At 71.2% G+C, this 24,838-nt stretch carries 25 protein-coding genes; 7 read left to right on the forward strand and 18 right to left on the reverse strand.

Annotation, left to right across the window (positions count from 1 at the left end):
- Positions 1-21 precede the first annotated feature (21 nt).
- From ABD332_RS33885 to ABD332_RS33895, 3 genes are all read right to left on the reverse strand, one after another.
- Complete coding sequence (locus ABD332_RS33885; RefSeq protein WP_344506461.1) at positions 22-345, reverse strand: GYD domain-containing protein; 324 nt, start codon at positions 343-345, stop codon at positions 22-24.
- Positions 346-447: 102 nt separating this feature from the next.
- A complete protein-coding gene (locus tag ABD332_RS33890) occupies positions 448-771 on the reverse strand; it encodes a GYD domain-containing protein (RefSeq protein WP_344506463.1) in 324 nt (107 codons plus the stop codon).
- 141 nt (positions 772-912) lie between these two features.
- On the reverse strand, positions 913-1,482 hold the full coding sequence (locus ABD332_RS33895) for a TetR/AcrR family transcriptional regulator (protein ID WP_344506465.1): 570 nt from the start codon (positions 1,480-1,482) through the stop codon (positions 913-915).
- 106 nt (positions 1,483-1,588) lie between these two features.
- Between ABD332_RS33895 and ABD332_RS33900 the strand changes: the two genes are divergently transcribed.
- Complete coding sequence (locus ABD332_RS33900) at positions 1,589-3,130, forward strand: MFS transporter (RefSeq protein WP_344506467.1); 1,542 nt, start codon at positions 1,589-1,591, stop codon at positions 3,128-3,130.
- Here ABD332_RS33900 and ABD332_RS33905 read toward each other — a convergent pair.
- The 3 genes from ABD332_RS33905 to ABD332_RS33915 all read right to left on the reverse strand — a co-directional run bounded on the left by ABD332_RS33905 (position 3,116) and on the right by ABD332_RS33915 (position 6,265).
- Positions 3,116-4,132, reverse strand: a complete 1,017-nt coding sequence (locus ABD332_RS33905; protein WP_344506468.1) for an aldo/keto reductase — start codon at positions 4,130-4,132, stop codon at positions 3,116-3,118. The genes ABD332_RS33900 and ABD332_RS33905 overlap by 15 nt on opposite strands.
- Before the next feature lie 55 nt (positions 4,133-4,187).
- Positions 4,188-5,222, reverse strand: coding sequence for a zinc-binding dehydrogenase (locus ABD332_RS33910; RefSeq protein WP_344506470.1), 1,035 nt, complete (start codon positions 5,220-5,222; stop codon positions 4,188-4,190).
- Between the two features lie 161 nt (positions 5,223-5,383).
- Entirely contained in the window at positions 5,384-6,265 is an 882-nt protein-coding gene (locus ABD332_RS33915) for a helix-turn-helix transcriptional regulator (RefSeq protein ID WP_344506472.1), read from the reverse strand.
- Positions 6,266-6,798: 533 nt separating this feature from the next.
- Here ABD332_RS33915 and ABD332_RS33920 point away from each other — a divergent pair.
- The 4 genes from ABD332_RS33920 to ABD332_RS33935 all read left to right on the forward strand — a co-directional run bounded on the left by ABD332_RS33920 (position 6,799) and on the right by ABD332_RS33935 (position 11,463).
- A complete protein-coding gene (locus tag ABD332_RS33920) occupies positions 6,799-7,833 on the forward strand; it encodes an AI-2E family transporter (protein WP_344506474.1) in 1,035 nt (344 codons plus the stop codon).
- A gap of 168 nt (positions 7,834-8,001) precedes the next feature.
- Positions 8,002-8,676: a cytidylate kinase family protein gene (locus ABD332_RS33925; protein ID WP_344506476.1), complete on the forward strand. Its 675-nt coding sequence runs from the start codon at positions 8,002-8,004 to the stop codon at positions 8,674-8,676.
- A gap of 213 nt (positions 8,677-8,889) precedes the next feature.
- Positions 8,890-9,990 carry a hypothetical protein gene (locus ABD332_RS33930; RefSeq protein ID WP_344506477.1) on the forward strand — a complete coding sequence of 367 codons (1,101 nt, stop codon included), beginning with the start codon at positions 8,890-8,892 and terminating at the stop codon, positions 9,988-9,990.
- Positions 9,991-10,071: 81 nt separating this feature from the next.
- Positions 10,072-11,463: an MFS transporter gene (locus ABD332_RS33935; RefSeq protein ID WP_344506479.1), complete on the forward strand. Its 1,392-nt coding sequence runs from the start codon at positions 10,072-10,074 to the stop codon at positions 11,461-11,463.
- Between the two features lie 92 nt (positions 11,464-11,555).
- Here ABD332_RS33935 and ABD332_RS33940 read toward each other — a convergent pair whose 3' ends face one another.
- The 8 genes from ABD332_RS33940 to ABD332_RS33975 form a co-directional block, all read right to left on the reverse strand.
- Positions 11,556-12,371 carry a hypothetical protein gene (locus ABD332_RS33940; RefSeq protein ID WP_344506481.1) on the reverse strand — a complete coding sequence of 272 codons (816 nt, stop codon included), beginning with the start codon at positions 12,369-12,371 and terminating at the stop codon, positions 11,556-11,558.
- Between the two features lie 43 nt (positions 12,372-12,414).
- Positions 12,415-13,017, reverse strand: coding sequence for a hypothetical protein (locus tag ABD332_RS33945; RefSeq protein ID WP_344506483.1), 603 nt, complete (start codon positions 13,015-13,017; stop codon positions 12,415-12,417).
- A complete protein-coding gene (locus tag ABD332_RS33950; protein WP_344506485.1) occupies positions 13,014-14,141 on the reverse strand; it encodes a WXG100 family type VII secretion target in 1,128 nt (375 codons plus the stop codon). The genes ABD332_RS33945 and ABD332_RS33950 overlap by 4 nt, the downstream gene beginning before the upstream one ends.
- Entirely contained in the window at positions 14,138-14,413 is a 276-nt protein-coding gene (locus ABD332_RS33955; RefSeq protein ID WP_344506487.1) for a hypothetical protein, read from the reverse strand. Before ABD332_RS33955 ends, ABD332_RS33950 begins: the two co-directional genes overlap by 4 nt.
- 7 nt (positions 14,414-14,420) lie before the next feature.
- Positions 14,421-14,711: a WXG100 family type VII secretion target gene (locus ABD332_RS33960; RefSeq protein WP_344506488.1), complete on the reverse strand. Its 291-nt coding sequence runs from the start codon at positions 14,709-14,711 to the stop codon at positions 14,421-14,423.
- A 100-nt stretch (positions 14,712-14,811) separates the two neighbouring features.
- Positions 14,812-15,039, reverse strand: coding sequence for a hypothetical protein (locus ABD332_RS33965; RefSeq protein WP_344506489.1), 228 nt, complete (start codon positions 15,037-15,039; stop codon positions 14,812-14,814).
- Positions 15,039-15,305, reverse strand: a complete 267-nt coding sequence (locus ABD332_RS33970; RefSeq protein WP_344506491.1) for a hypothetical protein — start codon at positions 15,303-15,305, stop codon at positions 15,039-15,041. Before ABD332_RS33970 ends, ABD332_RS33965 begins: the two co-directional genes overlap by 1 nt.
- A 194-nt stretch (positions 15,306-15,499) precedes the next feature.
- Positions 15,500-16,183, reverse strand: a complete 684-nt coding sequence (locus ABD332_RS33975; protein ID WP_344506493.1) for an FHA domain-containing protein — start codon at positions 16,181-16,183, stop codon at positions 15,500-15,502.
- A 140-nt stretch (positions 16,184-16,323) separates the two neighbouring features.
- Between ABD332_RS33975 and ABD332_RS33980 the strand changes: the two genes are divergently transcribed.
- Complete coding sequence (locus ABD332_RS33980) at positions 16,324-18,072, forward strand: protein kinase domain-containing protein (RefSeq protein ID WP_344506495.1); 1,749 nt, start codon at positions 16,324-16,326, stop codon at positions 18,070-18,072.
- A gap of 66 nt (positions 18,073-18,138) precedes the next feature.
- Here ABD332_RS33980 and ABD332_RS33985 read toward each other — a convergent pair whose 3' ends face one another.
- Positions 18,139-19,278: a hypothetical protein gene (locus ABD332_RS33985; protein ID WP_344506497.1), complete on the reverse strand. Its 1,140-nt coding sequence runs from the start codon at positions 19,276-19,278 to the stop codon at positions 18,139-18,141.
- Positions 19,279-19,651: 373 nt separating this feature from the next.
- On the opposite strand from ABD332_RS33985, the gene ABD332_RS33990 reads away from it, so the two are divergent.
- The gene (locus ABD332_RS33990) at positions 19,652-20,584 is read left to right on the forward strand and encodes a hypothetical protein (RefSeq protein ID WP_344506499.1); all 933 of its coding nucleotides are present in this window, start codon (positions 19,652-19,654) and stop codon (positions 20,582-20,584) included.
- Between the two features lie 12 nt (positions 20,585-20,596).
- Here ABD332_RS33990 and ABD332_RS33995 read toward each other — a convergent pair whose 3' ends face one another.
- The 3 genes from ABD332_RS33995 to ABD332_RS34005 form a co-directional block, all read right to left on the reverse strand.
- A complete protein-coding gene (locus tag ABD332_RS33995) occupies positions 20,597-22,012 on the reverse strand; it encodes a hypothetical protein (protein WP_344506500.1) in 1,416 nt (471 codons plus the stop codon).
- Between the two features lie 454 nt (positions 22,013-22,466).
- Complete coding sequence (locus ABD332_RS34000; protein WP_344506501.1) at positions 22,467-23,018, reverse strand: DUF1062 domain-containing protein; 552 nt, start codon at positions 23,016-23,018, stop codon at positions 22,467-22,469.
- A gap of 308 nt (positions 23,019-23,326) precedes the next feature.
- Entirely contained in the window at positions 23,327-24,412 is a 1,086-nt protein-coding gene (locus ABD332_RS34005; RefSeq protein WP_344506503.1) for a GH12 family glycosyl hydrolase domain-containing protein, read from the reverse strand.
- Positions 24,413-24,838: the final 426 nt, after the last annotated feature.

The raw sequence follows: 24,838 nt of genomic DNA on the forward strand, positions 1-24,838 counted from the left end.
CGCCGGGCGGCCTCCAGTTGCCTATCGGGCACCGGGTGCCCGGTAGCCGACCTTCTGCCGGGTGGCATGATCGATCTCGTCCGATGTCAGCAGCACGACCGTCTCCGTGCCGACCGCGCCGGAGGCGGTGACGGCAAGGCGGAACGCGGCGGCCGTCGCGTTGTCGGGCAGGTCCGCGATGATGTACGTGTCCGCACCGCCGAAGCCGAAGTAGAACGACTCCAGGTGGCCGCCGAGACTGGTGATCAGTCGCTCACACTCCTTGAGCCGGCCGCTGCCACCTTCGTCGAGAAGGCCCTGAACACCTTCAGCGGTGTACGCGCTTCGGAACAGGTACTTCGCCACGTCTGTCACCTTCTTCCAGGTTCGTTGCCGGGAGCGGGACGACAATGCGGCCCCTACAAGCGCCCTGGCGCCGATGCCCCACAGAGCGGTCCTGTATCTGGCCTACCGGGCGCCGGGCGGCCGGTAGCCGACCTTCTGCCGGGTGGCCTGATCGATCTCGTCCGGCGTCAACAGTGCGATCACCTCCGTTTCGACCGCCCCGGAGGCGGTGACGGCAAGGCGAACCGCGGCGGCCGTCGAGTTGTCGGGCAGTTCCACGACGATGTAGGTGTCCGCAGCGCCGAAGCCGAAGTAGTACGACTCCACGCTGCCTCCGAGACGGCCGACCAACTCCTCGGTCTGCTTGACGCGGCCGCTGCCACCTTCGTCGAGGAGGCCCCGAACGCCTTCGGTGGTGTAGGAACTTCGGAACAGGTACTTCGCCATCGCGACTCACCTTCTTCCAGGTTCGTTTCCGCTGCCGGCGGCCACCTGCGACCAAGGCCGAAATTTCCTCATACCGGCGGCACAAACCTTCCGAGGGCGCGTTCTCAGCGCCGTGTCACGGCGCCTTGTCACGGTGCCTTGTCACGGTGCAATGAGTGGGCCGTCCTGGCGGCTCAGTGCGAGCAGCAGCTGGCGGGACTGTTCCAGCGAAGCCAGGTCGCCGCCCCCGTACAGGCCGGCGATGGACGCGCCGTCGGCCGCGTGCATGATCAGGCGCGCTCGCTGCGGGTGCAGGCCGTCCGCGTCGAAGGCGTCCGCCCACCGTCTGCTGTCCTGCCGCAGGAGTTCGTCGACGCCGGGGACGCTGAACAGCGTCGCGACGAGGACCGCGAACTCGGAGTTCCCGTCGCCGCTGACGAGCTCGTCGAAGGTCGCGTTGACATAGCCGCGAACCAGGCGGCCCGGTGCGTTGTCGTGGGGGTCGATCGCCGCGTGGACGGCCGCCCTGAACTGTTCGATCAGGTCCTCCGCCAGTGCCAGCAGCATCTGGTCGCGGGACTTGAAGTGGTGCAGGACGCCGCCTTTCGACACCCCGGCGTGCCGCGCGATCGTGTCGACGCTGGCGCCGGCGCCCTGCGTGCCGACGACCTTCGCGGCGGCGTCCAGCACCATCCGGCGCGTCTTGTCCGTGTTGCGTCCCCGGGCCTCCACGCAGACGTCCTCCACAGCTCGGTGTGGTGCGGCGCACCGTACCGACAGCATACTAACCGACCATCTGGATTGCTCAGCCGACCAAATGGTCAGTACAGTCGAGCGCATGGCGATCCCCTCACCGACGCGCACCGCCGACGCCCCGACCGCGAAGGCCGGCTCCCGCCAGTGGGCCGCGCTGGCGGCGCTCGCCCTGACCGTGACCCTGCTGGCCGTCGACGGGACCGTGCTCGCGCTCGCGATGCCCGCCCTCAGCGCGGATCTGGCCGCCAGCTCCAGCCAGGTGCTGTGGATCGGCGACGTCTACTCCTTCGCCCTCGCCGGCCTGCTCATCAGCATGGGCACCCTCGCCGACCGCATCGGCCGTAAGCGGCTGCTGCTGCTCGGAGCCGCCGGCTTCGGCGCCGCGTCGGCGCTCGCCGCGTTCGCGCCGACGGCAGGATGGCTGATCGCCGCCCGTGCGCTGCTCGGCGTCGCCGGGGCCACCGTGATGCCGTCGACGCTGTCGATCATCCGCGACATGTTCACCGACCCCCGGCAGCGCACGCGCGCGGTCGCCGTGTGGTCGGCGGGCGCCTCCGGCGGCGCGGCGCTCGGCCCGCTGGTCGGCGGGGCGCTGCTGGAGCACTACTGGTGGGGCTCGGTGTTCATCATCAACCTGCCGATCATGCTGCTGGTGCTGATCAGCGTCGCCGTGCTGGTGCCGGAGTCGCGCAATCCCGAACCGGGCCGGTTCGACCCGTTCAGCGCCGCGCTGTCGATCGCCGCCATCGTGCCGCTGGTGTGGGCGGTCAAACACTGCGCCACGTCAGGCATCGACCTCGCCGGTCTGATCGCCGTCCTCATCGGTGCCGCCGCCGCGGTCGTCTTCGTCCGCCGGCAGCGGGCGCTGCGCACTCCGCTGATCGACGTCACGCTGTTCACCAGGCCCGCGTTCACCGGCACCGTGCTCGCCTCGCTCGTCGCGGTGTTCGCGTTCAGCGGCCTGCTGTTCTTCTTCTCCCAGTACCTGCAGCTCGTCCGCGGCTACTCGCCCCTGCAGGCCGGGCTGCGCGAGCTGCCCGGCACCCTCGCCTCGATCGCGGTCGTGGTCGTCGCCGTCCGCGTCATCGCCCGCCTCGGCGTCGGCGCGACGCTGGGCGCGTCGTTGCTGCTCACCGCGGCCGGCTTCGGCGTGCTCGCGGTCGCCGAGGGGTTCACCGGCTACCTCGGGCTGGCACTCGCGCTGGTGCTGGTCGGTGTCGGGATCGGTATCGCCTACACCGCCGCCACCGACGCCGTCCTGAGCGCGGTCCCCCGCGAACGGGCCGGGGCGGCGTCAGCGATCTCCGAGATGTCGTACGAGCTCGGCGTCGCCCTCGGCATCGCGGTGCTCGGCACCCTGCACGCGGTGTTCTACCGCGGCGGCCTGCCCGACCTGTCCGGCCTGTCGGACCCCGCCCGGACGGCGGTCACCGAATCCCTCGCCGCCGGCAGCCAGTCCCTGGCCGGCGCCGGGCAGCAGCAGATCCTCGCCGCCGCCCGGGACGCCTTCGCACAGAGCATGCAGGTCACCTCGTTGATCGCCGCCGCGCTGCTCGTCGTCGCCGCCGTCATCGCCTGGAAGGTCGTGCCGTCCAGCCGGCAGCCGGGGCTATCTGGTCGGTAGTGGCGCGTCGCGGTTGGTCATGGCGTCCTGGGCCTCGGGGTACCGGGCTCCGACGATGCTGACCTGATCGGCCGCGGCCCGCAGGTCGGCCAGCTGGTCGGCGGTGAGCTCCACCGATGCGGCGGCCGTGTTCTCCTCCAGCCGCCGCAGGGTCTTGGTGCCGGGGATGGGCACGATCCAGGGGTGCTGGTGCAGCAGCCACGCCAGTGCCAGCTGGGCAGGGGTGGCTCCGGCCTTGGCGGCGATCTGGTTGAGGACGTCGACCAGGGCGAGGTTGGCGGCGAGTGCCTCGCCCTGGAAGCGTGGCGTCTGGCCACGGAAGTCGCTGTCGGCGAACGTGGTCGTGGTGTCGATGGTGCCGGTCAGGAAGCCCTTGCCCAGCGGGCTGTACGGCACCAGGCCGATGCCCAGCTCGGCCAGGACGGGGATCGTGTCCTGCTCGCGGTCGCGCCACCACATCGAGTACTCGCTCTGCACGGCCGTGACCGGCTGCACCGCGTGCGCCCGGCGGATCGTGGCGGCGGCGGCCTCGGACAGGCCGAAGTGCAGGACCTTGCCGGCCTCGATCAGTTCCTTGACGGTGCCGGCGACGTCCTCGATCGGCACGTCGGGGTCGACCCGGTGCTGGTAGTACAGGTCGATGTGGTCGGTGCGGAGCCGGCGCAGCGAATGCTCCACCGCCTGGCGGATACTGTCCGGGCGGCTGCACAGGCCGCCCGGCTCCACCCCGTTCTCGGCGAAGGCGAACCCGAACTTGGTGGCGATCTTCACCTGGTCCCGCAGCGGTTCCAGCGCCTCCCCGACGATGTCCTCGTTGCTGAAGGGCCCGTACACCTCGGCGGTGTCGAAGAAGGTGACGCCGAGCTCGGCGGCGCGACGGATCAGCGCGATCGAGTCCTGGCGCGCGGGGCCACCGGTGTTGCCGTACGCGCCGGTGAGACTCATGCAGCCGTAGCCGATCTCCGAGACGGTCAGGCCGGTGCCGAGAGTTCGCTGCTTCACGGTGGTTCCTTTCGGGATGCTGTCGATGTGGAGATGGGAGGGCGCGATCAACCGGTCATGGCTGGATCAGCACCTTCAGCGCGCTGCGGTCGGCCATCGCCCGGTAGCCGTCAGGGACCTGGTCGAGGGTGACGGTGCGGTCGAAGACCTTGCCCGGCTGGACCCGGCCGTCGAGGACGTCGGGCAGCAGTTCGTCGATGTAGGCGCGGGCCGGGGCGACCCCGCCGGTGAGCGTGATGTTGCGGAAGAACACCCCGAAGTCGGCGGGCACGTCGGGGTACTGCGGCGCGCCGACCCGGCTGACCGTGCCGCCGTCGCGGACCACGGCGAACGCGGTCTCGATCGCCGGGCGCAGCCCGACGCACTCCAGCACCGTGTGGGTGCCGTCGCCGCCGGTCAGCTCCCGGACCCGCTCGACGCCCTCCTCGCCGCGCTCGGCCACGACGTCGGTGGCGCCGAACTCGCGGCCGAGGTCGGTGCGGTCCTTGTGCCGGCCCATCAGGATGATCCGCTCGGCACCGAGCCGCTTCGCGGCGAGGACCGCGGACAGGCCGACCGCGCCGTCGCCGATCACCGTGACCGAGGTGTGCGGGCCGACGCCGGCGGTGACCGCGCAGTGGTGCCCGGTCGGGAACACGTCGGACAGCGCCAGCAGCGACGGCAGCAGCGCCGAGTCCTCGCCGACGGGCAGCTTGACGAGGGTGCCCTGCGCCTGCGGCACGCGGACCGCCTCGCCCTGGCCGCCGTCGATCCCGTCGCGGGCCCACATCCCGCCGTGCCGGCAGGAGGTCTGCAGCCCTTCGCGGCAGAAGTCGCAGGTGTTGTCGGCCCATACGAACGGCGCCACGACCAGGTCGCCGGCGGCCAGGCCGGACACGTCGCGGCCGACGTCCTCGACGACGCCGAGGAACTCGTGGCCGATCCGTTCGCCGTCGCCGGTGGCCGGCCGGGACCCGTAAGGCCACAGGTCGCTGCCGCAGATGCATGAGCGCACGACGCGGACGATCGCGTCGCTCGGTTCGCGCAGTTCCGGGTCGGGCACGGTCTCGATCCGGACGTCACCGGCACCGTAGATCAGGGTTGCACGCATGGTTGTTTCCTCCGGAATGTCCGTTCGATGGCCGCGATGCGTCACTCTCGGTGACCGCTACCCCTGTGCTTTCCATCCAACCGGCACCGAAGCCGAGGTGGCAGTGGCTGGTGTTCCAGGTACCGGCAGAACCCCCCAGCCAGCGTGGTCAGTCGGCGTGCTCAGTCGGCCGGGCGGGCGACGGACCGCTCGTGCGGCGCCGCGGTCCAGCTGGCGAGGAGGTTCAGCGCCTCTTGTGAGCCGGATCCGGGTTCGGCCGTGTAGGCGTTGAGCCGCAGCCCGACGTCGGTGGTCAGGTCGAGGGACTCATAGGCCAGGGTCAGGTCACCGACCTCCGGGTGGTGCAGGCGCTTGACCCCGGAGCGGTGCAGCCGCACGTTGTGCGCGGCCCACCAGGTACGGAAGACATCGCTGCGGGTGGACAACTCCCCGATCAGGTCGGTCAGCGCCCGGTCATACGGGTCGCGTCCGGCCTCGGCGCGCAGCAGCGCCACCGTGTCCCCGGCGAGGGTCTCCCAGTCGCGGTAGAACTCCTGGCTCGCCGCGTGCAGGAAGATGAACCGGGCGATGTTCGGTGTTGCCACCGCCGTGTCGAACAGCGGCGCGAACACCACCCGACCCAACGCGTTCGCGCCGAGCACGTCCAGGCGGCCGTTGCGCACGTACGCCGGCGCCATCGTCATCGCGTCCAGCAGCCGCTGCACCACCGGGCGCAGCTGCGACGTCGGACGCCGCCGCCCGCGCGTGTTCGCGGCGGTGGTGTTGGCCGTGCGGGCCAGGTCGAACAGGTGCGCCCGTTCAGCATCGTCGAGCTGCAACGCCCGGGCCACGGCTTCCAGGACGCCATCGGAGACACCGGAGAGGTTGCCGCGCTCGAGGCGGGTGTAATAGTCGACGCTCACCCCGGCCAGCAACGCCACCTCCTCCCGGCGCAGCCCGTGCACCCGGCGGTGCCCGCCGTAGGCCGGCAGGCCCGCCTGCTCCGGCGTGACCTTGGCCCGGCGGGTGGTGAGGAAGTCACGGATCTCGGCTCGGCTGTCCACGCTCTCGACGCTACGACCGCCGGGCCCGGTCTGGGAGGTTCTGCCAGTACCCCGAACGCCAGCTGCCGCCGGTCAGGTCGCGAGTAGATTTGGTGGTAGCCGATCCCCGGGCCCAGCCACCGCCCGGGACGACCCGCTGAGGTGGTCAAGGTGGTCCTGACGGGCGTCCTGGTCCTCGCGGCTCTCGTGTTCGCCTGCGCCGTGGCGTCGCTCCGCGTCGCATCCCGGCTCGCCCGACAGCGCGAACAACGTATGCGGCATGCCCAACGACACCAGCACAAGTTCATCAAACCGTACCGAGGCTCACACGAGAGACCGTCGGTCGTCTCCTCAGTGAGCCGCGGCCATCACCCTGCCACGATCGTCACTCGTATCGTCACTCGTTCAGAGCGAGGCGGTCCGGCGACGAAGCGATGACCTTTGCAGCTAGGACTTCAGCACAACGCCACACGAACGAGCGCATGCATCAACAACCGGGACCCCGTCGCCCACCGTCACAGCGGTTGTCGCACCGCCTGCGGGCGGTGGGCTCCGTGGCTTGGGCGCTCGTCGGTATGGCGCTGCTGGTGGTCGGGGCGATCCTCCTGCTCGTCATCCTGCGGCCCATCGTGATCTCGCTGCTGGTCGCGCTGTTCCTGGCCATCGCGTTCCTGCCGGTCGTCGACGGCCTCGCGCGGCGCCGCGTGCCCCGCGCTGCCGGCGCGGCCGCCACGCTCCTGCTCGTGGTCGCGCTGGGCGCCGGCGCGATCGTGCTGGTCGTGTGGGGCGTGGCGAGCCAGCGGGAACAGATCAGCCGGAACCTGACCGCGGCCGTCAGCCAGCTGCACCGCATCCTCGACTCGGCAGGAGTCGACGGCAACGCCGCCGAGGCCGGCCGGCAGTCCGTGCACCAGTCGGGTGACATCCTCGTGGCCGGCCTGCTGCCGGCACTGAGCAACCTGCTCGGCGCCAGCGTCAACGTCCTGCTCGGCCTGTTCGTGGCGCTGTTCGTCTGCTTCTTCCTGCTCATGAACGGCCACGCCATCACCGCCCGGGCCGCCGGCCACCTCCCGCTGCCAGGACAACTGGGCCAGCGCCTGCTCGGCCGGGCCGCCATGGTCGTCCGCCGCTACTACGGCGGGCTGACCCTCATCGGCGCGTTCAACGCCGCCGTGGTCGCCCTCGGCGCCCTGCTGCTGCAGGTGCCGCTGGTGGGCGCGATCGCGGTCATCACGTTCCTCGGCGCGTACGTCCCCTACCTCGGCGCCGCCGTCGCCGCCCTGTTCGCCGTGCTGATCGCCCTCGGCAGCGGCGGCCAATCGGCCGCACTCTGGATGATCCTGGTCGTCGTCTTCGCCAACGTCCTGCTCCAGAACCTCGTCAGCCCGATCGCCTTCGGCGCCACGCTGCGCATGAGCCCACCGGTCATCCTCCTCGCCACCCTGATCGGCGGCGCGCTGGCAGGCGTCGCCGGCCTCGCGCTCGCCACACCGGTGACTGCGATCGTGGCCCGCAGCATCGAACTGCTGAGGGAGCCACCTCCTGCGGCCGACGCAGCCGACCCGCCACCACCCGGCCCGGCAACGTAGCTGGGGACCGGTGAACGAACCGCCGTACGTCTCGTCCGACCCCACCGACGGCTACGCGTACGACCGCAGCCACTTCCGCGTCACTCTGGCATGGGCAAGCGCCAACGGCCTGACACGCATAGGGTCGTCCCGACACGGCGACCTTCGTGAGACCAGGACGGGGCGGACATGAACCAAGGTACCCGCGACGAGATGCTCGACCGGCTGGCTGAGGCGGTCGGGTCCGTCACCGTCACGCACCCGACGCGGGTCGCCGTCGACGGACCGCCCGCCGCGGGCAAGACCACGCTCGCCGACGAGCTGGCCGCCATCTTGCGCGCGCAGGGCCGCGAGGTCATCCGAGCGACGATCGACGACTTCCTCTTCCCCCGGGCACAGCGCTATCCGCGCGGCGAGTACTCGGCCGAAGGCTGCTACTTCGACACCCACGACAACGACGCGCTGAACCGGGTCCTGCTCGACCCGCTCGGCCCGGGCGGAGATCGACGCTTCCAACCCGCGGTCTATGACCACGTCGCGGATACCGTGCTGTCCCCGCCGGTCACGACCGCCCCGGCCGACGCCGTGCTGCTCTTCGACGGTGTCTTCCTCATGCGCCCGGAACTGATCGATCGGTGGGAACTGCGCATCCTCGTGTCGACGACGCTCGACAAGACCGTGGAACGCGCCGTCATCCGAGACCACCGGTTGTCAGCACGGGCCGACGTCGAACGGCGCTGGCGCGAGCGCTACATCCCCGCCCAACAGTTGTACTTCGCCACGGCCCGCCCGACCCACCACGCCGACATCATCGTGCACAACGACGAACCCCAGCAGCCGGCCTGGGAAACCCAACCACACTGACCGCACCCGACTTCGGCGCGAACGGTTCACCAGAGGTCGAGCTGTCCGGGAATCTCGTTGGTGATGCGGTCAGAGAGTTGCCACAGGCGCAGCACGGCGCCCGGACCTTAAGCAGGGCCGCTGCCTCCATGAGGCCGAGCGCCTCGGGCCGCTCGACGTCTTCTCGGATTGAGCAGTCGGCAACCCGCTGGGAACCGCTGTCCGCGTCGGCCGATGTTCGAGATCCGCTCGTCGGCGTCCAGGAAGGCGAGCTTCGTCCGCATGGTCAGGCGCCCTACGATCATCGCCATGACTCGCACGACGCCGCCGCGCCGGGTGGACCTCGCGGAACTGTTCCCTGAGCTGGCCGAGCATGCGGCGACGGCGACTCGGCTGCATCCCCGGCCCGGCAACCCTGGGATCGCCGACAGTTCGGTCGGCGGCCCGCTGCTGTGGCCGGCTGATGAGCCTTGGCCGGTATGCACGGACGGGGCGGGTCATTACGTCTCCCATCTCCGGACGCCGGCGATGGTCCGTCGTAGCCGGGAGATCTACGCGGCGGCGCAGGCTCGGGCGGCCGCGGGCGGCACTCGGTACGAGCTGACCGACGAGGAGCGGGCGGAGCTGCCGCGCTACGACTTCTCCGAGCCGGAGGATCTCATCGACGAGTCGGTTCCTCTGGTGCCGGTGGCGCAGCTGTACCGCCGGGACGTCCCCGACTTCACTGGCCCGGCCGACGCTGACCTGTTGCAGGTGCTGTGGTGCCCGCTCGACCATCCGGAAGAGGGCTACAACCCGAGGGTACGGCTGTACTGGCGGCGCAGCGCCGACGTGACGCGGCCGCTGAGCGTGGCTCCTGAGCCGACCGTCGTGAGCGGCGCCTACCTGCCGACCCCATGCGTCGTGTATCCAGAGCAGATCCGCGAGTACCAGTACAGCGGCCTGCTGCCGGCGGAACTGGGTGCCCGGATCACCGCGTGGGAGGACGAAGCCCGGGGTGGGGACGACGAGGACGACGAAGACGAAGAGGACACCGGGCTCAGCTACCAGTACGACTTGTCCCTGGCGCCCGGCTGGAAGGTGGGTGGTTTCGCGAACTGGTCACTGACCGACCCGCATCCGATGGACTGCGTCGAGTGCGGCACCGCGATGACGCTGCTGTTCACCGCCGCCTCCAGCGAATGGCACGGAACAGGTGGCAGTTGGAGGCCGGTGGAGGAACCGCCGGGCGTCTCGTCCGTCCCCACCGACGTGTCGATCGGCCGCGGCTACGACTTATATGTCTTTCGCTGCCCGGAGTCGTACGAACACCCGCCTGCCACCGCCATGCAGTAGGCCAAGGCCGCTACCAGGACTCGAGGCTCCAGCTGCATGCTTGGATGCCCGAGGAAACGCTGCGGAGAAGCGGGGGGATCATTGGCGAACAGGTGGGCGGGACTTGCGGCTCTGCTTGCGGGGTTCTTCGTCATCTTGCTGGATACGACGATCGTGGCGGTCGCGAGCCCGAGCATCCAGAGTGATCTCAAGCCGGACGTCGCCGGGCTGTTCTGGGTGACTGCCGGGTATCTGCTGGCCTTCTCGGTCCCGTTGCTCGTCGCCGGGAGGCTTGGCGATCGGTACGACCCCAAGCGCGTGTTCCTGATCGGGATGGCGGGCTTTGCGGTGGCCTCGGCGTTGTGTGGGATGGCGCCGTCGGTGGGCTGGCTCGTTCTGTTCAGGGTTGTGCAGGGTCTCGCGGCGGCCGCGATGGCTCCTCAGCCGCTGACGCTGATCCGCCGCCTGTTCGTCGCCGACGAGCGCGGGCGTGCTCTCGGTGCGTGGGGCTCTGTCGCGGCGGCCGGCGCACTCCTCGGTCCGGTCCTCGGGGGCCTGTTGACGGCGGTCCTCGAGTGGCGGTGGATCTTCTGGGTCAATGTTCCGCTGTGCGGTGTCGCACTGCTCATGGGGTGGCGGTGGATTCCCCGCAGCCAAGGTAGGGCCGCGCACCTTGATCTGCTGGGGGCGGTGACGAGCACGGCTGGACTCGGGGTTCTCGTCTGGGTGCTGCTCGCCTGGCGTGACATCTCGGCACCCGCGATCGCTGCCGCAGTCGCCGTTGCGGCAGCGCTGCTGGTCGTCTTCGCGTTCCACGAGCGGCGGATGGGCCCTGCGGCCCTGGCGCCATTGGGACTCTACCGCTCGCCCGGATACCGGGCGGCGAGCGTTGCGATGGCGGCTCTGGGCACGGCCTTCATCGCGATGGCGCTGCCGGCGATGCTGTACTTGCAGGAGGTACGGGGCCTCGGGCCGATGGAGGCAGCCTTGGTGATGGCCCCGGACGCAGTTGTGGCAGCCGTGCTGTCCCCCACCGCCGGCCGATGGGTGGACCGGGTGGGACCACGCCGTCCGGCGACCCTGGGGATGGCGTTGCTGGCGGCAAGTCTGCTGCTGATCGGACTTGTGGTCGTCCTGGAAGTCAACCCGTGGTGGATGACGCTCGGGGCAGCGGTGCTCGGTGTCGCGAATGCCGTGGCCTGGTCGCCTCTGTCGGTTGCCGCGATGGCATCTGTGGATGCGGCGGCGGCCGGCGCGGCCTCGGGAATGTTCAGCGCCGTCCGGCAGGTGGCGGCGGTGACGGGCGTCGCGGTGACGGGCGCGGTCCTGGCCGGCCTGGCGTCGTCTCCGACGCTGGCCTTCAGCGTGGTGTTCGCGGTCCTGGCTGTCGTAGCGATCGTTGGCGTCGTCGCCGCGACCCGGCTGCCCTTGACACCGACTGATGACGCTCACGCCAAGGCTGCGGCGATTGCACAAGAGGAAGAACACGCTTGAGACCTGTGGATCACATGGGCAAGAACGCTGCATCCTTCTGAGCAAGCGACGGTCAGCACGACACCTTCACGACATCACCGCCCGGAAGAGCGTCAGCGCCTCCAGGGGAGGAAGCCGCGCTTGCTCGGGGGCGGGAGCTGGGGCAGGGACGCGACGAGGAAGACCGTCCCGGCGATGACGTTGCCGGGGACCGGGTCGGGCGTGTCGGCCGCCGCGGGCAGGCACACGTCGGTCTCGAAGACGCCGCACTGCACGCGGGCGGTGATGAACTGCTGGCCGGTCGCCGCGACGGTCTTGCGGGCCGCGTGCAGGACCGTGCCGTTCAGGCGGGCGTAGGCCTCGGCGTTCTCGGGGGCGCCGAAGACGCCGTACGAGATGAACGAGCTCGCCGCCATGCGGGGCGGCCACGGCCAGCCGTTCTCGACGTAGTGGGCGGGCGGCTCGTCCGGGTCGTCGGAGGAGCGCGGGCTCAGCAGGCTGTCGTCGGACGCGGCGAACGCGGCGGCGTCGGCGTGGACGGCCACATCGACGCCCAGGGCGACGACGGTCGCCAGGCCGCCCGACGGTGCCGTCGGCAGGAGCCGTCGCTGTTCGAACTCGGCGGCGAGCATCCCGACCTTCTCGCCGTCCTTGTCGACGACGTCGGCGATTGTGACCTCGTCGTTGGCGTTGTGGACGTCGGCGAGCAGCGGGCCGGGTGTGCCGGCGTAGGACGGCAGGAACTCCACGATCTGCCGGCCCCTCGTGGCGACGACGATGCGCGCACCGCTCGGGTCCTGCCACCGGTGGACGGTCAGGTCGCCGTCGCGCCCCAGCACGTCGGCGGTACGCAGCGCGTCGGCGATGAAGCGCTGGAAGTCGTCGCGGTCGTCGAAGCCGAGACCGACGCATTCGAGGTTCGATGCCACCCGCGAACGGTAATGGTCATGGCCGCCGGCACGCACGCCGGTTTCAGCTGAATGCCGGGCCGTCGTCCTCGTCGGGCGGCGGCGGGGGCGGCGCGGCGACGCGGAGGGACGCGGCGACGGCGTCGAACACCGCGACGAGCTCCTCCAGATGCCGGACCGCGGGCGTGCGGAACACCAGCGTCCACGCGTCACCGGTCGGTGGGGTGACGGTGTACTCGGCGACGACCTCCGCCAGGGAGCCGAGCGGGCTCGCGGCACGGACCAGGCGCAGCGCCCGCTCCATGGCACCGGCCGGCGACCGGAGCCGGTCCCGTGGTCCTTGCAGCTCCGTTTCGGCGGGGTCGCTGCGGTACCACCGCTGCGGCGCGACCAGGACAGAAGCGCTGACCAGCTGGCCGGCGCCGGGGTCGGCTGCGGCGCCGAAGCCGGCGAGGACCGCGCCCGCCGCCGCGGACACCCGCGCGACCTGCCGCCACTGCTCGGCGACCTCGGCCCGCAGCTGCGGCGCGGCGTCGTCGGGCAGCTGGGCCAGCAGGAGGGCGGTCACCTGCGCGTCGAGGTCGTCGTCGGCGGTGCGCAGCACGGTCCAGCCGGGCGGCAGGTCGACGCTGACCGGCGGCGCCGCCCACGTGCTCCAGCCGGTCACGGCTGCCCGCTCAGGATCTGCTGGCGGAACTCGCGCACGGTGTTGCCGGTGTCGGCGGTGACGACCGCGCCGGACACCAGCTGCGTGACGTCGGACGGCCGCCACTGCTCCAGCAGCGTCATCGGCCGGTAATGCTGGGCGAGGTCGAACAGCGGCCGGGTCACCGAAGCGTCGATGATGCTGCCCTGCGCGGACCGGATCGGGTGCACCGTGTCGAACACCGCCGAGCGGAACGCGACGCCCGCCGCCGAGTTCGCCCGGGCCGCGCCCGCCAGCGCGCCGAGCAGCTCCGCGTCATCGGCGGCGTGCCGCAAGACGGAAGCTTCCTTGGCCGCCGCCGTGAAGAGGGAAGCCTCCTTGGCCGCCGCGAAGGCGCCCTTCGCCGCGCCGCCCGCGCCGCCGAGCGCCAGGCCGCCCGCGTCGACGAGCAGCTCCTTGCCGGACTTGTGGCCGCCGGCGAACAGCAGCGCGTCGGACACCACCAGCAGCGCCGAGGTGGCCAGCGCCGCGGTCGCGAACACCTGCCCGGCGAACGGGATCCAGCAGGTCAGCAGCGCCGCCATGCCCAGCAGCGCGCTCGCCTTCTCCAGCACGTGGTTGGCGGCGAGGAGGTCCTTGGTGAGCTCGTCGGACACGTGCTGCCAGAACCCGTGCGCGAACTGCCCGACGGCGTCGGTCGCGGCCTCCACGTCGTGCGCGCAGGCGCGGGCCTCGGCGCGGGCGCGCGCCTCGAGGCGGTCCCTGGCGTGCTGGAGCGCGGCCAGCGCCGGCGACGGGTGCCCGTCGGCGGGTGGCAGCGCGTGTGCCTTCGCCACGATCGCGGCCGCCTCCGCCTGGGCGTGCTGGAGGCTGGTCAGCCAGCGCTGCAACGCGTCGGCGGCGCCGTCGTAGGCGGAGTACGCGGTGTTGAGCCGGGTCAGCAGCTGCGTGCGCCGCGTGGTGAAGGCGGACGCGGCGGCGCCGGTCCACACCGTACCGTCGGCGCCGACCGCTCTGATGAGGGCCGTGGCGTCGCCGATCCGGTCGACGGCGTCGCGCAGCTGCAGGACCAGCCGACGCACCGCGGCCGGGTCGCCGGGGGCCGGGTCGCCGCCGCGCAGCAGGGTGCTCGTCCGCGCGGTCACTGGAACGTCCTCATGAGCGCCCGGTCGACCTCGTCGTAGGCGTGCGCGGCCTGCCGCAGCCCGTCGACGAGGGCGTGGCTCTCCTCGACGATGTCGGCGATCAGGTCGACGCCGCGGCGGCCGAGCCGGTCCAGGGCGCCGTCGACGACGTCGGGCACCGCGTGCCGCGGCAGCGCGGTCAGCTGGCGGGTGAGGGCGGTCAGGGCGGTGGTGGCGGCGTCGAGCTGATCGGCGCAGCCACGCATCGCGGTGGTGTCGTAGGAGGCTCGCACGGCCGGCTCAGCCGCCGAAGGCCTTGGCGATCGAGCTCTCGGTGCTCTCGTACGCGGTGCCCGCCTGACCGAGCGCCTGCCCCATCGCGTCGAGGGTCTCCTGCAGCGGCACGACTGCCTTCTCCCACTGGGTGCGGGTGTTCTGGAAGGCCTGCGCGCCGGGGCCGGTCCAGACCGCGGCGAGCTGGCTGGCGGCGGCGCGCAGGTTCGCGACGGCCTGCTCCAGGTCGGCGGCGCGCTGCCTGGTGAGCGCGGCGTGGTTGGCGATCTCGGCCGTGTCGAACGTTCCGGCTGGCATCGGGGTCACTGCCTTTCGTCGAAGAGTGGTTACCGTAGCCCCGGCCCGCGGGCCCGATCATCGGACCCGCGGCCGGACTTCCCCCGTCCGAAGAGGGGGGTCAGAAGAACAGGAACCGGATCCGGCCGCCGCGGAAGATGTACCGCGCGTACAGGCCGGTGAGGACGGCGATGACGAGGGCGCCCAGGCCGGGGCCGCTGTTGCCGCCGGAGAAGCTGCTGAACGCGAAGATGACCGCGCCGAGCGTCACCGCGCTCCAGAAGCCGCCGAAGATGACCCGGCCGATGATGTCGCCGGCGCCGGGCCGGGTGCGGGGTGCGTCGCTCATCACCGGTCACCGTCCTCGGTGCTGCCCTTGCCGAACTTCGCGACCAGCAGGTACAGCACCGCCGCGAACGGGATGACGAAGATGACGACCGGGAACGTCCAGGTGCCGCTGTCCTGGCCGGCGACGTAGAAGCCGTAGCCGGCGAACGCGATCCCGCCCAGCGCCGACCAGGCCCGGTCCTTGGCCTTCATGGACGGCACCAGCGCCAGTCCGATCAGGACGATCCCGGACAGGACCGAGAACACTTCGTATGCGCTCCAATGCATGGCGTGCTCCTACTCCGAGGTGTCGCCGCGTGGGTCGGGCGCCGGGCTCCCCTCCTGACGGACCAGCCCGGCGCCCCAAGCGGCGTTGCCCGATCAGGTCACCACGCGGTCACACGCCGGCACGAGACTGCTGTGCAGCAGTCTCGTGCGCCCGCCGCGGACCGGGCACGCTGTGTCCCGTGATCCAGCCTCGTTCAGCGGGCGTCGCCGGCGGGCTCCAGGTAGCCGGCGCGGACCAGCACGTACAGATACTCCGGGTCGGTGAGCGAGCCGGTGCGGGACAGGCCGAGCGCGACCGCCTTCTTGCGCACCTCCTCCAGCCGCCGCTGCACCGTCTCGGTCTTCAGCCCGAGCCGGGTGCCGACCTGCTTGAGCTGCAGCGGGGTCGCCGGCACCAGCGGCGGCCAGGCGAGCAGCTCGGCGAACAGCTCCCGCACCGCCTGCTCCTGCGGCCAGGTCAGCGGCCTCGGCTGGTCCGCGGTCTCGGTCAGCGACGTGCCGGGCACCGGCACGGGCCGCGGCACCCGCAGCGCGTCGTCGGTCAGCAGCACCCAGTGCTGCAGCTCCGGCCGGCCGGCGACGCGCAACGCGACCCGTGGCCACACGTGCACGCTGCTCGCCGGGGCGAGCCCGGGCGGCTGGCCCCACGGGTGGACGACGACGCCGTTGCGGTTGGTGACGTCGACCCGCCAGCCGGACCCCGTCCGGGTGACCTCCACCGCCCGCCGCGACACCTTCGGGTCGGCTGGCTCGACGCCGAGCGCCAGGTCGCCCTCCCGGCCGACGAGCACCGCCTCGCCGGGGGTGACGGGGTGGGGCGGGCCGCTGTGCAGCACGCCGTCGCGGTCGCGGCACAGCACCTGGATCGCAGCGGTCATGCCGAGCACTCTGACAAACCGGCCAGGTGCGCGACTGGGCCGGTCGGTCATCGATTGCGATCCGGATGTGCCTTTGCAGTAGGACAAGCGCATGAAACGGTGTCTGACGCTGACCACAGAAGCCCCTGGGGAGTTGCACAATGACCGATGACGACCGGTTCTGGGTCGGACCGCAGTCGGCGCCGGAGACGTACCAGCTGATCAGCTGTCTCGGCGGCGGCGCCGAGGGCGAGGTCTGGACCGCGATCCTGCCGCTGTCGGCCGAGGGCCGCCGGAACGTCGCGGTGAAGATCCTCCCCGCGGGCGTCCCTGGTCAGAACTACAGCCAGGACTCCGAGGAGGACTGGGTCCGGCACGGTCACCTGCTGCGCAGCATCAGCCACCCCGGGCTGGTCCGGGTCCTGGAGGTGTTCACCGGTCCGCCGCGGCACCGCGCCGGGACCGCACCGGCGGGCGCCATGCGGTACGTCGTCATGGACCACATCGAGGGCGTCACCATGCGCGAGTGGCTCGACGAGCACCCGGACGCGAGCGTGTCGGCCCGGCTGCGGACGCTGACCACCGTCGCCTCCGCCCTCGACGAGATGCACTCCGGCGCGCAGACGGCGGTGCCGGTCGCGCACGGCGACGTCAAGCCCAGCAACATCGTGATCCGCCCGGACGGGTCCACGGTACTGGTCGACCTCGGCCTGACCCGCCTCACCGACGGCGGCGGCAGGGTCGGGCGGAGCCGCCCGTACGCGGCGCCGGAGCTCTTCGGCCCGGACGGGCGCACGTCACCTGCGGCGGACCGGTTCGCGTTCGCCGCGACCGTCGTGCACACCATCCTCGGCGAGCCCCCGCCGGTCGGCCCGCACGGCGGCCCCGACCTGGCCGCGGTCGACCAGCGGCTGCGCACCAACCCGATCAGCGCCCGCCGGCCCGCGCTGGTCAACCAGCTCATGCAGGCCCTGGCCGCGCCGCCCACGCACCGCCCGCCGAACCTGCGGGTCTGGCTCGGCTCGCTCACCGACACCCTGTCGCAGGTCACCGAGTCCGGCGGCGGGCTGGGCATGCTGCCGCCGACGTTCGCGGCCGCGGACCAGACCGCGACCGGCACGTTCATGCCGCCGCCGATGGCCGGCGTGTCGCCGCTGCGCGCGCCCGTGCCCGCCCCGACCGGTGGCGGTGGCCGCCGGCGCACGGTCGTCATCGCCGTCGCGGCGGCCGCGGTCGTGCTCGCCCTGGCCGGCGGTGCCGTCGCCTACGGGATGAGCGGCGGCGACGACCCGTCCGACAACTCGGCGAAGGGCACCGCGACCGCCACGACGGCCGGCGCGGCGAACCCGGCACCGACGACGGCGGCCGCCCCGCCGAGCCCGACCGGCACCAAGGCGGCGCTCACCGACGAAGCGTCGTCGCCCGCGTCCGCCTCGGCGGACCCGTCGGTGTCGCCCAGCTTCAACGAGGGCGCCGCCTTCGGCCTGCGGCTGTCCGGCAACGCCGCATACGAGGCCGGCTTCATCGCCGGCCACACCGACATGTACTACACCGCCACCGACATCGACATCAACGGCAAGAAGTCGGTGAGCGGCTGGTCCAGCGGCTTCAGCTGCTGCAACAACGGCACGACCAGGGTCGTCGAGGCGACGATCGACATCAACCTGTCCCGCAAGTACACGACCCTGACCGGCATCGTCGGCATCGAGGACCACAGCAAGCCGAACGTCCCGATCCGGGTCCAGGTCTTCGCCGACAACACGTCCGTGTTCGACAAGCAGGTCACCCTCGGCCACCCGGAGGACCTGAAGGTCACCGTCACCGGCTGCCTGCGGCTGCGGGTCGTGTTCACCGGCCAGATGTACCAGGCCCAGGCCGTCGTCGGCGACCCGAAGGTCTTCGAGTCCTGACGTTTGTTCCGGCAAGGGGCGGCGCTCACCGTTGAGCGCCGCCCCCTTTGTGTTCCTGCCCGGGGCTCAGTCGCCGGTCGGCAGGTTGTCCGGTGACCAGTTGCCCAGGTAGACCGTCATGTCCTTGGGCGGCTGCTCGTCGTGCAGGCTCGCGGCGTCGTCGATGATCTTCCGCATGGCCGTCACCGCCAGCCTCGGGTTGGCGGCGGCCCCTCCGGTACTGACCGGGTCGTCGAACAGGTCGAGCACCCGACCCGGTGACAGGCGGGCATCGTCGGCGCACCAGCCGCGCACGACCGGCTCCGGGTCGTGGCTCAACCGTTCGATGACGTCGGCGGGCACCGCGCGGTCGTAGACGGTGAACGCCCGGCGGCACGGATCGGGGTCCTCGGCGAGGTGCGCCAGGCTGTCCCGCCGGATCGCCGGATGCTGCAGCAGCCGCTCCTTGGTCATCGTCCGCGCCTCCAGGAACGTGGCGATCACGGTCTCGGCCGCCACCGCCGCGTGGGTCTCGCACAGCAGGAGCCGGACGGCGAAGTCCGCGTCCCCGGCGAGCACGGCGACGAGGTCCGCCGCCAGGTGCTTGTTCAGCGCGATGCTGCGCCGCAGGCCGATGTGCGCCGACGCCGCGCAGCGCCGCTGCATCTGCGGGTCGCGGGTGCGGCGCGCCCACTCCGCCGGCCAGATCCGGTCCTCCGGCCCGACCCGGTAGTCGATCGCCGCGCGCTGCTCCTCGGTCAGCTCGGGCCGCATGGACACGGCCAGCCGGACCCCGTGGTCGGGGTCGGCGGCGAGCCGCTCGACGAGGTCGGCCGGCAGGTCCGGGTGCGCCGCGGCCTGTGCACGGGTGTACGGGCGGTCGGCGGCGACCATCATCTCGGCCGCGGCGCGGGTCAGCGGCTCCTTCTCCGGGACGAGACTGGGCCCGGCCGGCCAGAGCCGCTCACGCAACTCGCGTGGCACGTACGGGCTGCCCTCGATCAGGTCCACGGCTCTCGGCATCCGCTCGATGAGCCGCTCGTAACCCCGGACCGTCAGGGCCGGCTCCGGCTCCTCGATCCAGAGCCGGAAGGGCGCCGGCCCTTCGGCGAGGAGCCGCCGCACGAAGTCGTCCAGGTCGTCGACGAGCCGGTCACGCTGCTCGGGCCGGACGTGGTGCGCCTGCGCGAGCACGCGGCGCACCTCCACCCGCGGGTGCGTGACCATGACGTCGAGCTGCTCGTCGGTCCAGACCGACCGTGCCTCCAGGTCGAACCCGACCTCGGTCAGCTGCTCGTCGAGCAGGCGGAGCAGCAGTTCCCCCGGCAGCGCGGGATTGACGGCCAGCCCCCGAAGGCGGACCCGGACGGGCTTGTAGTGGTGGGCGAGGAAGGCGTCGTTGACGTACAGCGGAAACCTCCGAACCGATCGCCGATGTCGCGGACGGCAACCATAGGCCGGCCCCCGCCGGATCGACAGCGTTCGTTCACCCGAGTGACCGGCACCGCCACCGGCCGTTAGGATGGAGGCGATTCACCCTGCTCGTCCGGCGCCGCAAGCGGCATTTGACTCGGTGATCTTAGGCGGTCAGAGTCTCCTCGTGCGGTTCGAGACGCTGCGGTGGAAACTGCCGGTCACATCGATGCATGGGTACGGGGCGAACCTGGTCCGGGTGCCCGGCACGGCGAGCGTCCTGTCCACGCTGCCGGGCGGGAAGCTGTACCAGTGCGACGCCTTCACCGGCAGCGTCCGGGTCGGCAAGGCCGTCTCCGGTGACCTGCGCGCGGTCGTCTTCGACGGCGACAGCGGCCACCAGGACGGCGCGTGGGCCTTGGCCACGTTCGGTCTCTGCCGGATCAGTCTGGCCTCACTGTCGCGGACATCCGCGAACCTCCGCAAGGGCCTGGGCACGTATCAGGGCCGCATGGTGGCGCTGTCCGGCGATGCACTCGGGATCTCCGGATTCCTTGGCAGATCGATGAAGCTGGTGTCCCGGGTGGACGGCGCGGTGCTCAAGACGGTCAGGATGGGTGCGCCGGCGCTCGTGTACCGGCTGCCCGACGGCCGGCAACGCGGCTGGTCCTTGTACCACGCGGTGGTGTCCGATCTCGATGTGGCGGCCGCACGCTGCGTCGCCCGGCACAGCATGGCGCATGGCGCGGCTCCCGCTCTGGTCGGCGACGAGGTCGTGGCGTTGTGCGGGGTCCGGGAGGACGATGCCCGCGCGCCGAACGTGTGGGACGTGAAGCCGACGCAGCTCGTGGCGTTCGACGCGTACACGCTGCAGCCGTTGCGGCAGGCGGCCATCGGCGCTGACGCGGTCGAGGTGCTGGGCGCGGACAGCGCGGGCAGGATCGTGGTGGGCCGCCGCGGCGGCGTGACGGTGCATCGGCCGGACACCTTCGCGGTCGAAGGCACCTACGAGCACCACGCACCGCTCGGCGACGCGCTCCTGCTCGGCGAGCACGACAGTGTGGTGCTGCGCGGCCCGGTCACCGCCGGCAACGGCCTCACCGTCGTCAGGTGGTCCTGAGGCCGTCGGCGGTCAGAACTGCTTCAGCTCGCCCAGGAGGACGACCAGGTGGGCGTAGCTCGGCGCGTGGTACGACGGGATCGCGGGCACCTGGGCGGCCATCTGGTTGATGAGGACCTCCCGGCGGTCCATGGGGTTCAGGTTGAAGAAGAGGGGCGGGAGCACCAGGACGCCCGGGTTGAGCGCCGCCGGGTTGTCCGCCGTGACCACCTGCAGGGACCTGTCCATGAGGCCGCGGATCTCCTTCAGCCGCCAGTGGATGCCGGTCAGGACGATGTCGTCGGGTCGTGCGAGGGTGTCCTGCAGCGCGCCCGGGAACGCCTTGGCGACCGCGGCGCGGACGTTCTCGTCGATGACCACGGCGCCGCGGTTGAGCAGGCGCTGCCAGACCCTTCGGTAGAGGTGGTCGACGTGGTGTGCGGCCAGGCCCAGCCAGGTCTCGACGTCGGCGATCGTCCGCTTCGCGATGCCGGTCTGCTGCTGCGTCAGTCCGGTGTAGCCGTCCTGCGGCGCGAACGTCCGCTCGCTGAAGCCGGGGTCCATCGCGAGCATGACGAACAGCGCGACGCTGTCGGCGTTGCGCAGCGCGTCCCGCCCGTCCAACAGGAAGAACCGCCGCCGCGCCGTGTACGACACGTCCTTCGTGTGCAGGGCGGCGTGGGACGACTCGTGCAGGAACGTGTATGTCTGCTGCCGTTCGGACGCCTTGACGTACTGCGGTCCGAAGGTGATCTGGGCATGCTCGTCGTGGCCGCCGGTCGCCGCTTTCCTGCTGGCGCCGTACGCCATGTACCGGAAGTGGGGCGCGGGCGGCTCGTCCGCATCGGGGGTCCACTCGGCGAGCGAGTAGATGAACGTCGCCAGCCTCCGCATCCGCTCGGCCAGGTCCCGCAGGTCGACGTCGTCGCCGAAGAACTGCCGCGCCAGCGCCGCGATCAAGTCGTCGTGGCCGGCCTTCTGCAACGCGAGGGCCGTCTTCGCCGCGTACGTGTACGCCGTCGCCCGGGCCTTGCCGATCGACGCGGGCGCCTTGCGGTGCGGTGGTGCCAGCTCCGTCGCCGGCTGCTGCTTGCCGGTCCGCACCGACACCGTCACCCGGCGCAGCCGGCGGGAGTCGACGTCGGGGGCGTTGTTCGCGGGTTCGATCTTCTTGTGCACCTCGCCCCACCAGCCGGCGACCTCCTCCAACGCCAACTCGACGTTGCTCAGCCGGCCCTCGATCAGCGCGGCCCGCTCGTCGGGCTTGTCGTGGTACTCGTCGTCGGACGCGAACCCGATGAGGTCGATGACCGCGGCCGCGGGCAGCTGCCCGATCGCCTCCAGCTTTGCACGCTCGACCGCACCGGGATTCGTGCTCTCCCGGTCGAAGTACACGATGTCGGTGTGCTTGGCGCTGTACCCGCCAGGGATGTAGAAGTCGGACAGCATGGCGCTCCCCCTCACAACGGTGGATGGGTTTCCATCACCGTATGAAGCCGTCAGCACACCGACTGTCCGAATGTGTGCGACCTGTTGATCGGAAGTCAATCACGCTCCATGTATCAACGGCCTGTCGCCGCACGTCTTCAAGATGCGGGCCCTCATGTGACAGCAAGAGTTGCTCAAGCGTCGCGTCGCGGCCGTGGCAGGCGGCGCCGGTCGATGCCGACGATGAGGGCGCGACATCGGACACGGGGTGGGCGGATGCGGATGATCGTTGCGGCCGGCGAGACGTGGGGTGTCTCGGGACCGGCGTTTCTCTGGCAGTTTCACGCGGCGGGGCTGCTCGCCTCGCGGTGCCGCCGCTGTGGCGGTGGCAGCGGTCGCGGCGGCTGACCTCCTGCCGCTGAGCTGCGACGGCTGCCGCCGCCGGGCGGGCGACCCGGCGGCGGTTGTCAGAAGGTCAGCCGTGGACGGCGGCCTCCCCCATCACCAGGAACGTGAAGCCCGTGGACGTCGGGCGGCGCAGCGAGACGTCGCTCTTGACCCGGTGCAGTACTTCGGACCTGGTGAGGCCGAGGTGCTCGGCGATGAGCCGGTCCGGACGTACCGGGACCGGGTCGGCGAACGTGACCTCCACCTGGACCGGCCATGTCACGTCCGGGCGGGCCGGCGGCGTGTCCAGCCGCCAGGCGTCCCGCCAGTCCAGGGCGAACCGGTTGCGCCGGGCGAGCAGCGGATCCAGCAGCGTGGCGGCCACCAGGTCCGGATCGTTGGTGTGGAACCCGTCGAGCCGGGCAGGGTCGACGGATCTGACCGGCGTCCGCTCGTGCACGGTGAGCTTGCTCGTGCGGTCGCAGGACACGCACCGCACGAGGAGCCACACGTCCAGCAGCTTGCCGTTGGCGTTGACGCGGAACCTGCCCTCGCCGGTGGTGGCGGACTCCGACCGGCAGTCCAGGCACCGCAGCGACAGCAGCGGCAGCCTGGTCCGGCGGACGGTCCAGGACAGCACGGTATGAGGTTGTGACGACATGATGATCTCTCTGAAGACCTGACCCGAGGCCGGAAGCGCGGCCTCGAACGCTGCGTGCGCGGGCGCACGTGGGCAGCCCGGCGGGACCGACGGGAAGGTCGGCCTGGAGGCGAGCGGAAGAGCGTCAGGTCTACAGAGCGGGCGGGGTCATGCGGTTGTCCTCTGTCCTCGCGGCGACGGGCCACAGGCAACCTACGAGCACGCATCAGGTGCGCTCAAACGGTTTTCGGACAGGACGGAAAGGCCGGCTCCGCCACGGGTGCGGAGCCGGCCTCGGTTCAGTAGGGTCAGGCGGCGGTGCAGCTCACCGATGACGGGGCGGTGCCGCCGGCGGTGAAGCCGTACGTGGTGGTCGCGTTCGCGCCGAGGGAGCCGTTGTAGGTCTCGTTGCGGACGGTGACCGGCGAGGTCGACGTGACCCGGCCGTTCCACAGGTTGCTGATCGTGGCGCTGCCGCCGGACCAGGTGGTGCTCCAGCTGGAGATGCCGGACGTGCCGGTGTTGCGCACCGTCACCTCGCCCTGGAAGCCGCCCTGCCAGCTGTTGGTCGTCCGGTACGTGGCGGAGCAGCCGGCGGTGCCGCCACCGCCACCACCGCCGCCCCCACCGCCACCGCCGCCGTTGATGGAGGCGGAGAACGCGGTGACGGCGAGGCCCTGGCCGCCGATCCACGGCTCGAAGCCGGCCTGCATGCTCGTCAGGTACCACGAGGTGGTCGCCTTGCCCCGGCTGATGACGTCGTTGATGAACGCCTTCGCGTCGAAGCTCCAGCTGCTGATCGGCGACGGCGCGACGTAGGACACCACGTCGTTGCCGCCGTTGTTGCCCTGCCAGACCTCCCAGGTGCGGCCGGCGATGGACGCGCTGCCGACGCGGCTGCCGACCGGCTGGATCGAGCCCTGGCGGTTGAACCAGATCATGATCTCGGTCGCGTTGACGCCGTTGGTCTTCGGGGTGGGGTCCATCCAGATGTCGTACGCCGCGTCGTACGTGCCGCCGACGTAGCTGTACGAGATGCTGGTCTGCGCGGAGCTGATCGCGCTGATCTGCATCGGCAGGTTGGTGCCCGGCGAGCAGTTGCTGTAGTGGCAGCCGACGTAGATGGCGGGATAGGACGCCGGTGCCCCGTTGGTGGGCTTGTTCGCGTTGATCTGCGAGATCGAGAAGCCCGTGCTCGTCACGTTGATGCACTGGGTCGCGCTGTTGCCCCAGTTGTTGTTCATGACCACGTACCGGCCGCCGATCGTCGTGGACCCGTAGGTCTCACAGATCTGCGTGTCGGCGAGGGCCGGCTGGGCGGAACCCACCAGCGCCACCATGCCTGCTGCGGCGAGCAGACCGGTCGCGGCGGCGGCGCGCAGCGTGTTTCTCATGCTGCCTCCTTGCCTGCGTCGATGGAGCGACGGGAACGCTCCTGCATGCGGACGCTAGGCAGCCTTCCGCCGACACGCGAAGGAACAGCACGATATTTATCATTGTCGCTGCTTAGCGGGGTCGGTGGGTGGTGAAAGGTACATCGCCAGCAGCGCGGATTTCGGGCCTGGCGCCCACGCGCCCACCTTCGACACGGCTCCTGCACAGACATTGATCAATGCCCGCATTTGCGGCCTTCGTTCCATGGACGGTGCGCAATCCACCCCCAAGTGGATCTCTGAAATGTAGGCGGATCGCGCAGCGTCGATTCCCCAAAAGGTACATTCCGGGGCATTGACCAACGTCTGCGCGGGGAAGCCGAGGGGCCGAGAAGCCGAGGGGCCGAGGGGCCGAGAAGCCGAGGGGGCGAAGAGTCGAGGGGGCGA

The sequence above is a fragment of the Dactylosporangium maewongense genome (genome assembly GCF_039531485.1).
Classification (GTDB): domain Bacteria; phylum Actinomycetota; class Actinomycetes; order Mycobacteriales; family Micromonosporaceae; genus Dactylosporangium; species Dactylosporangium maewongense.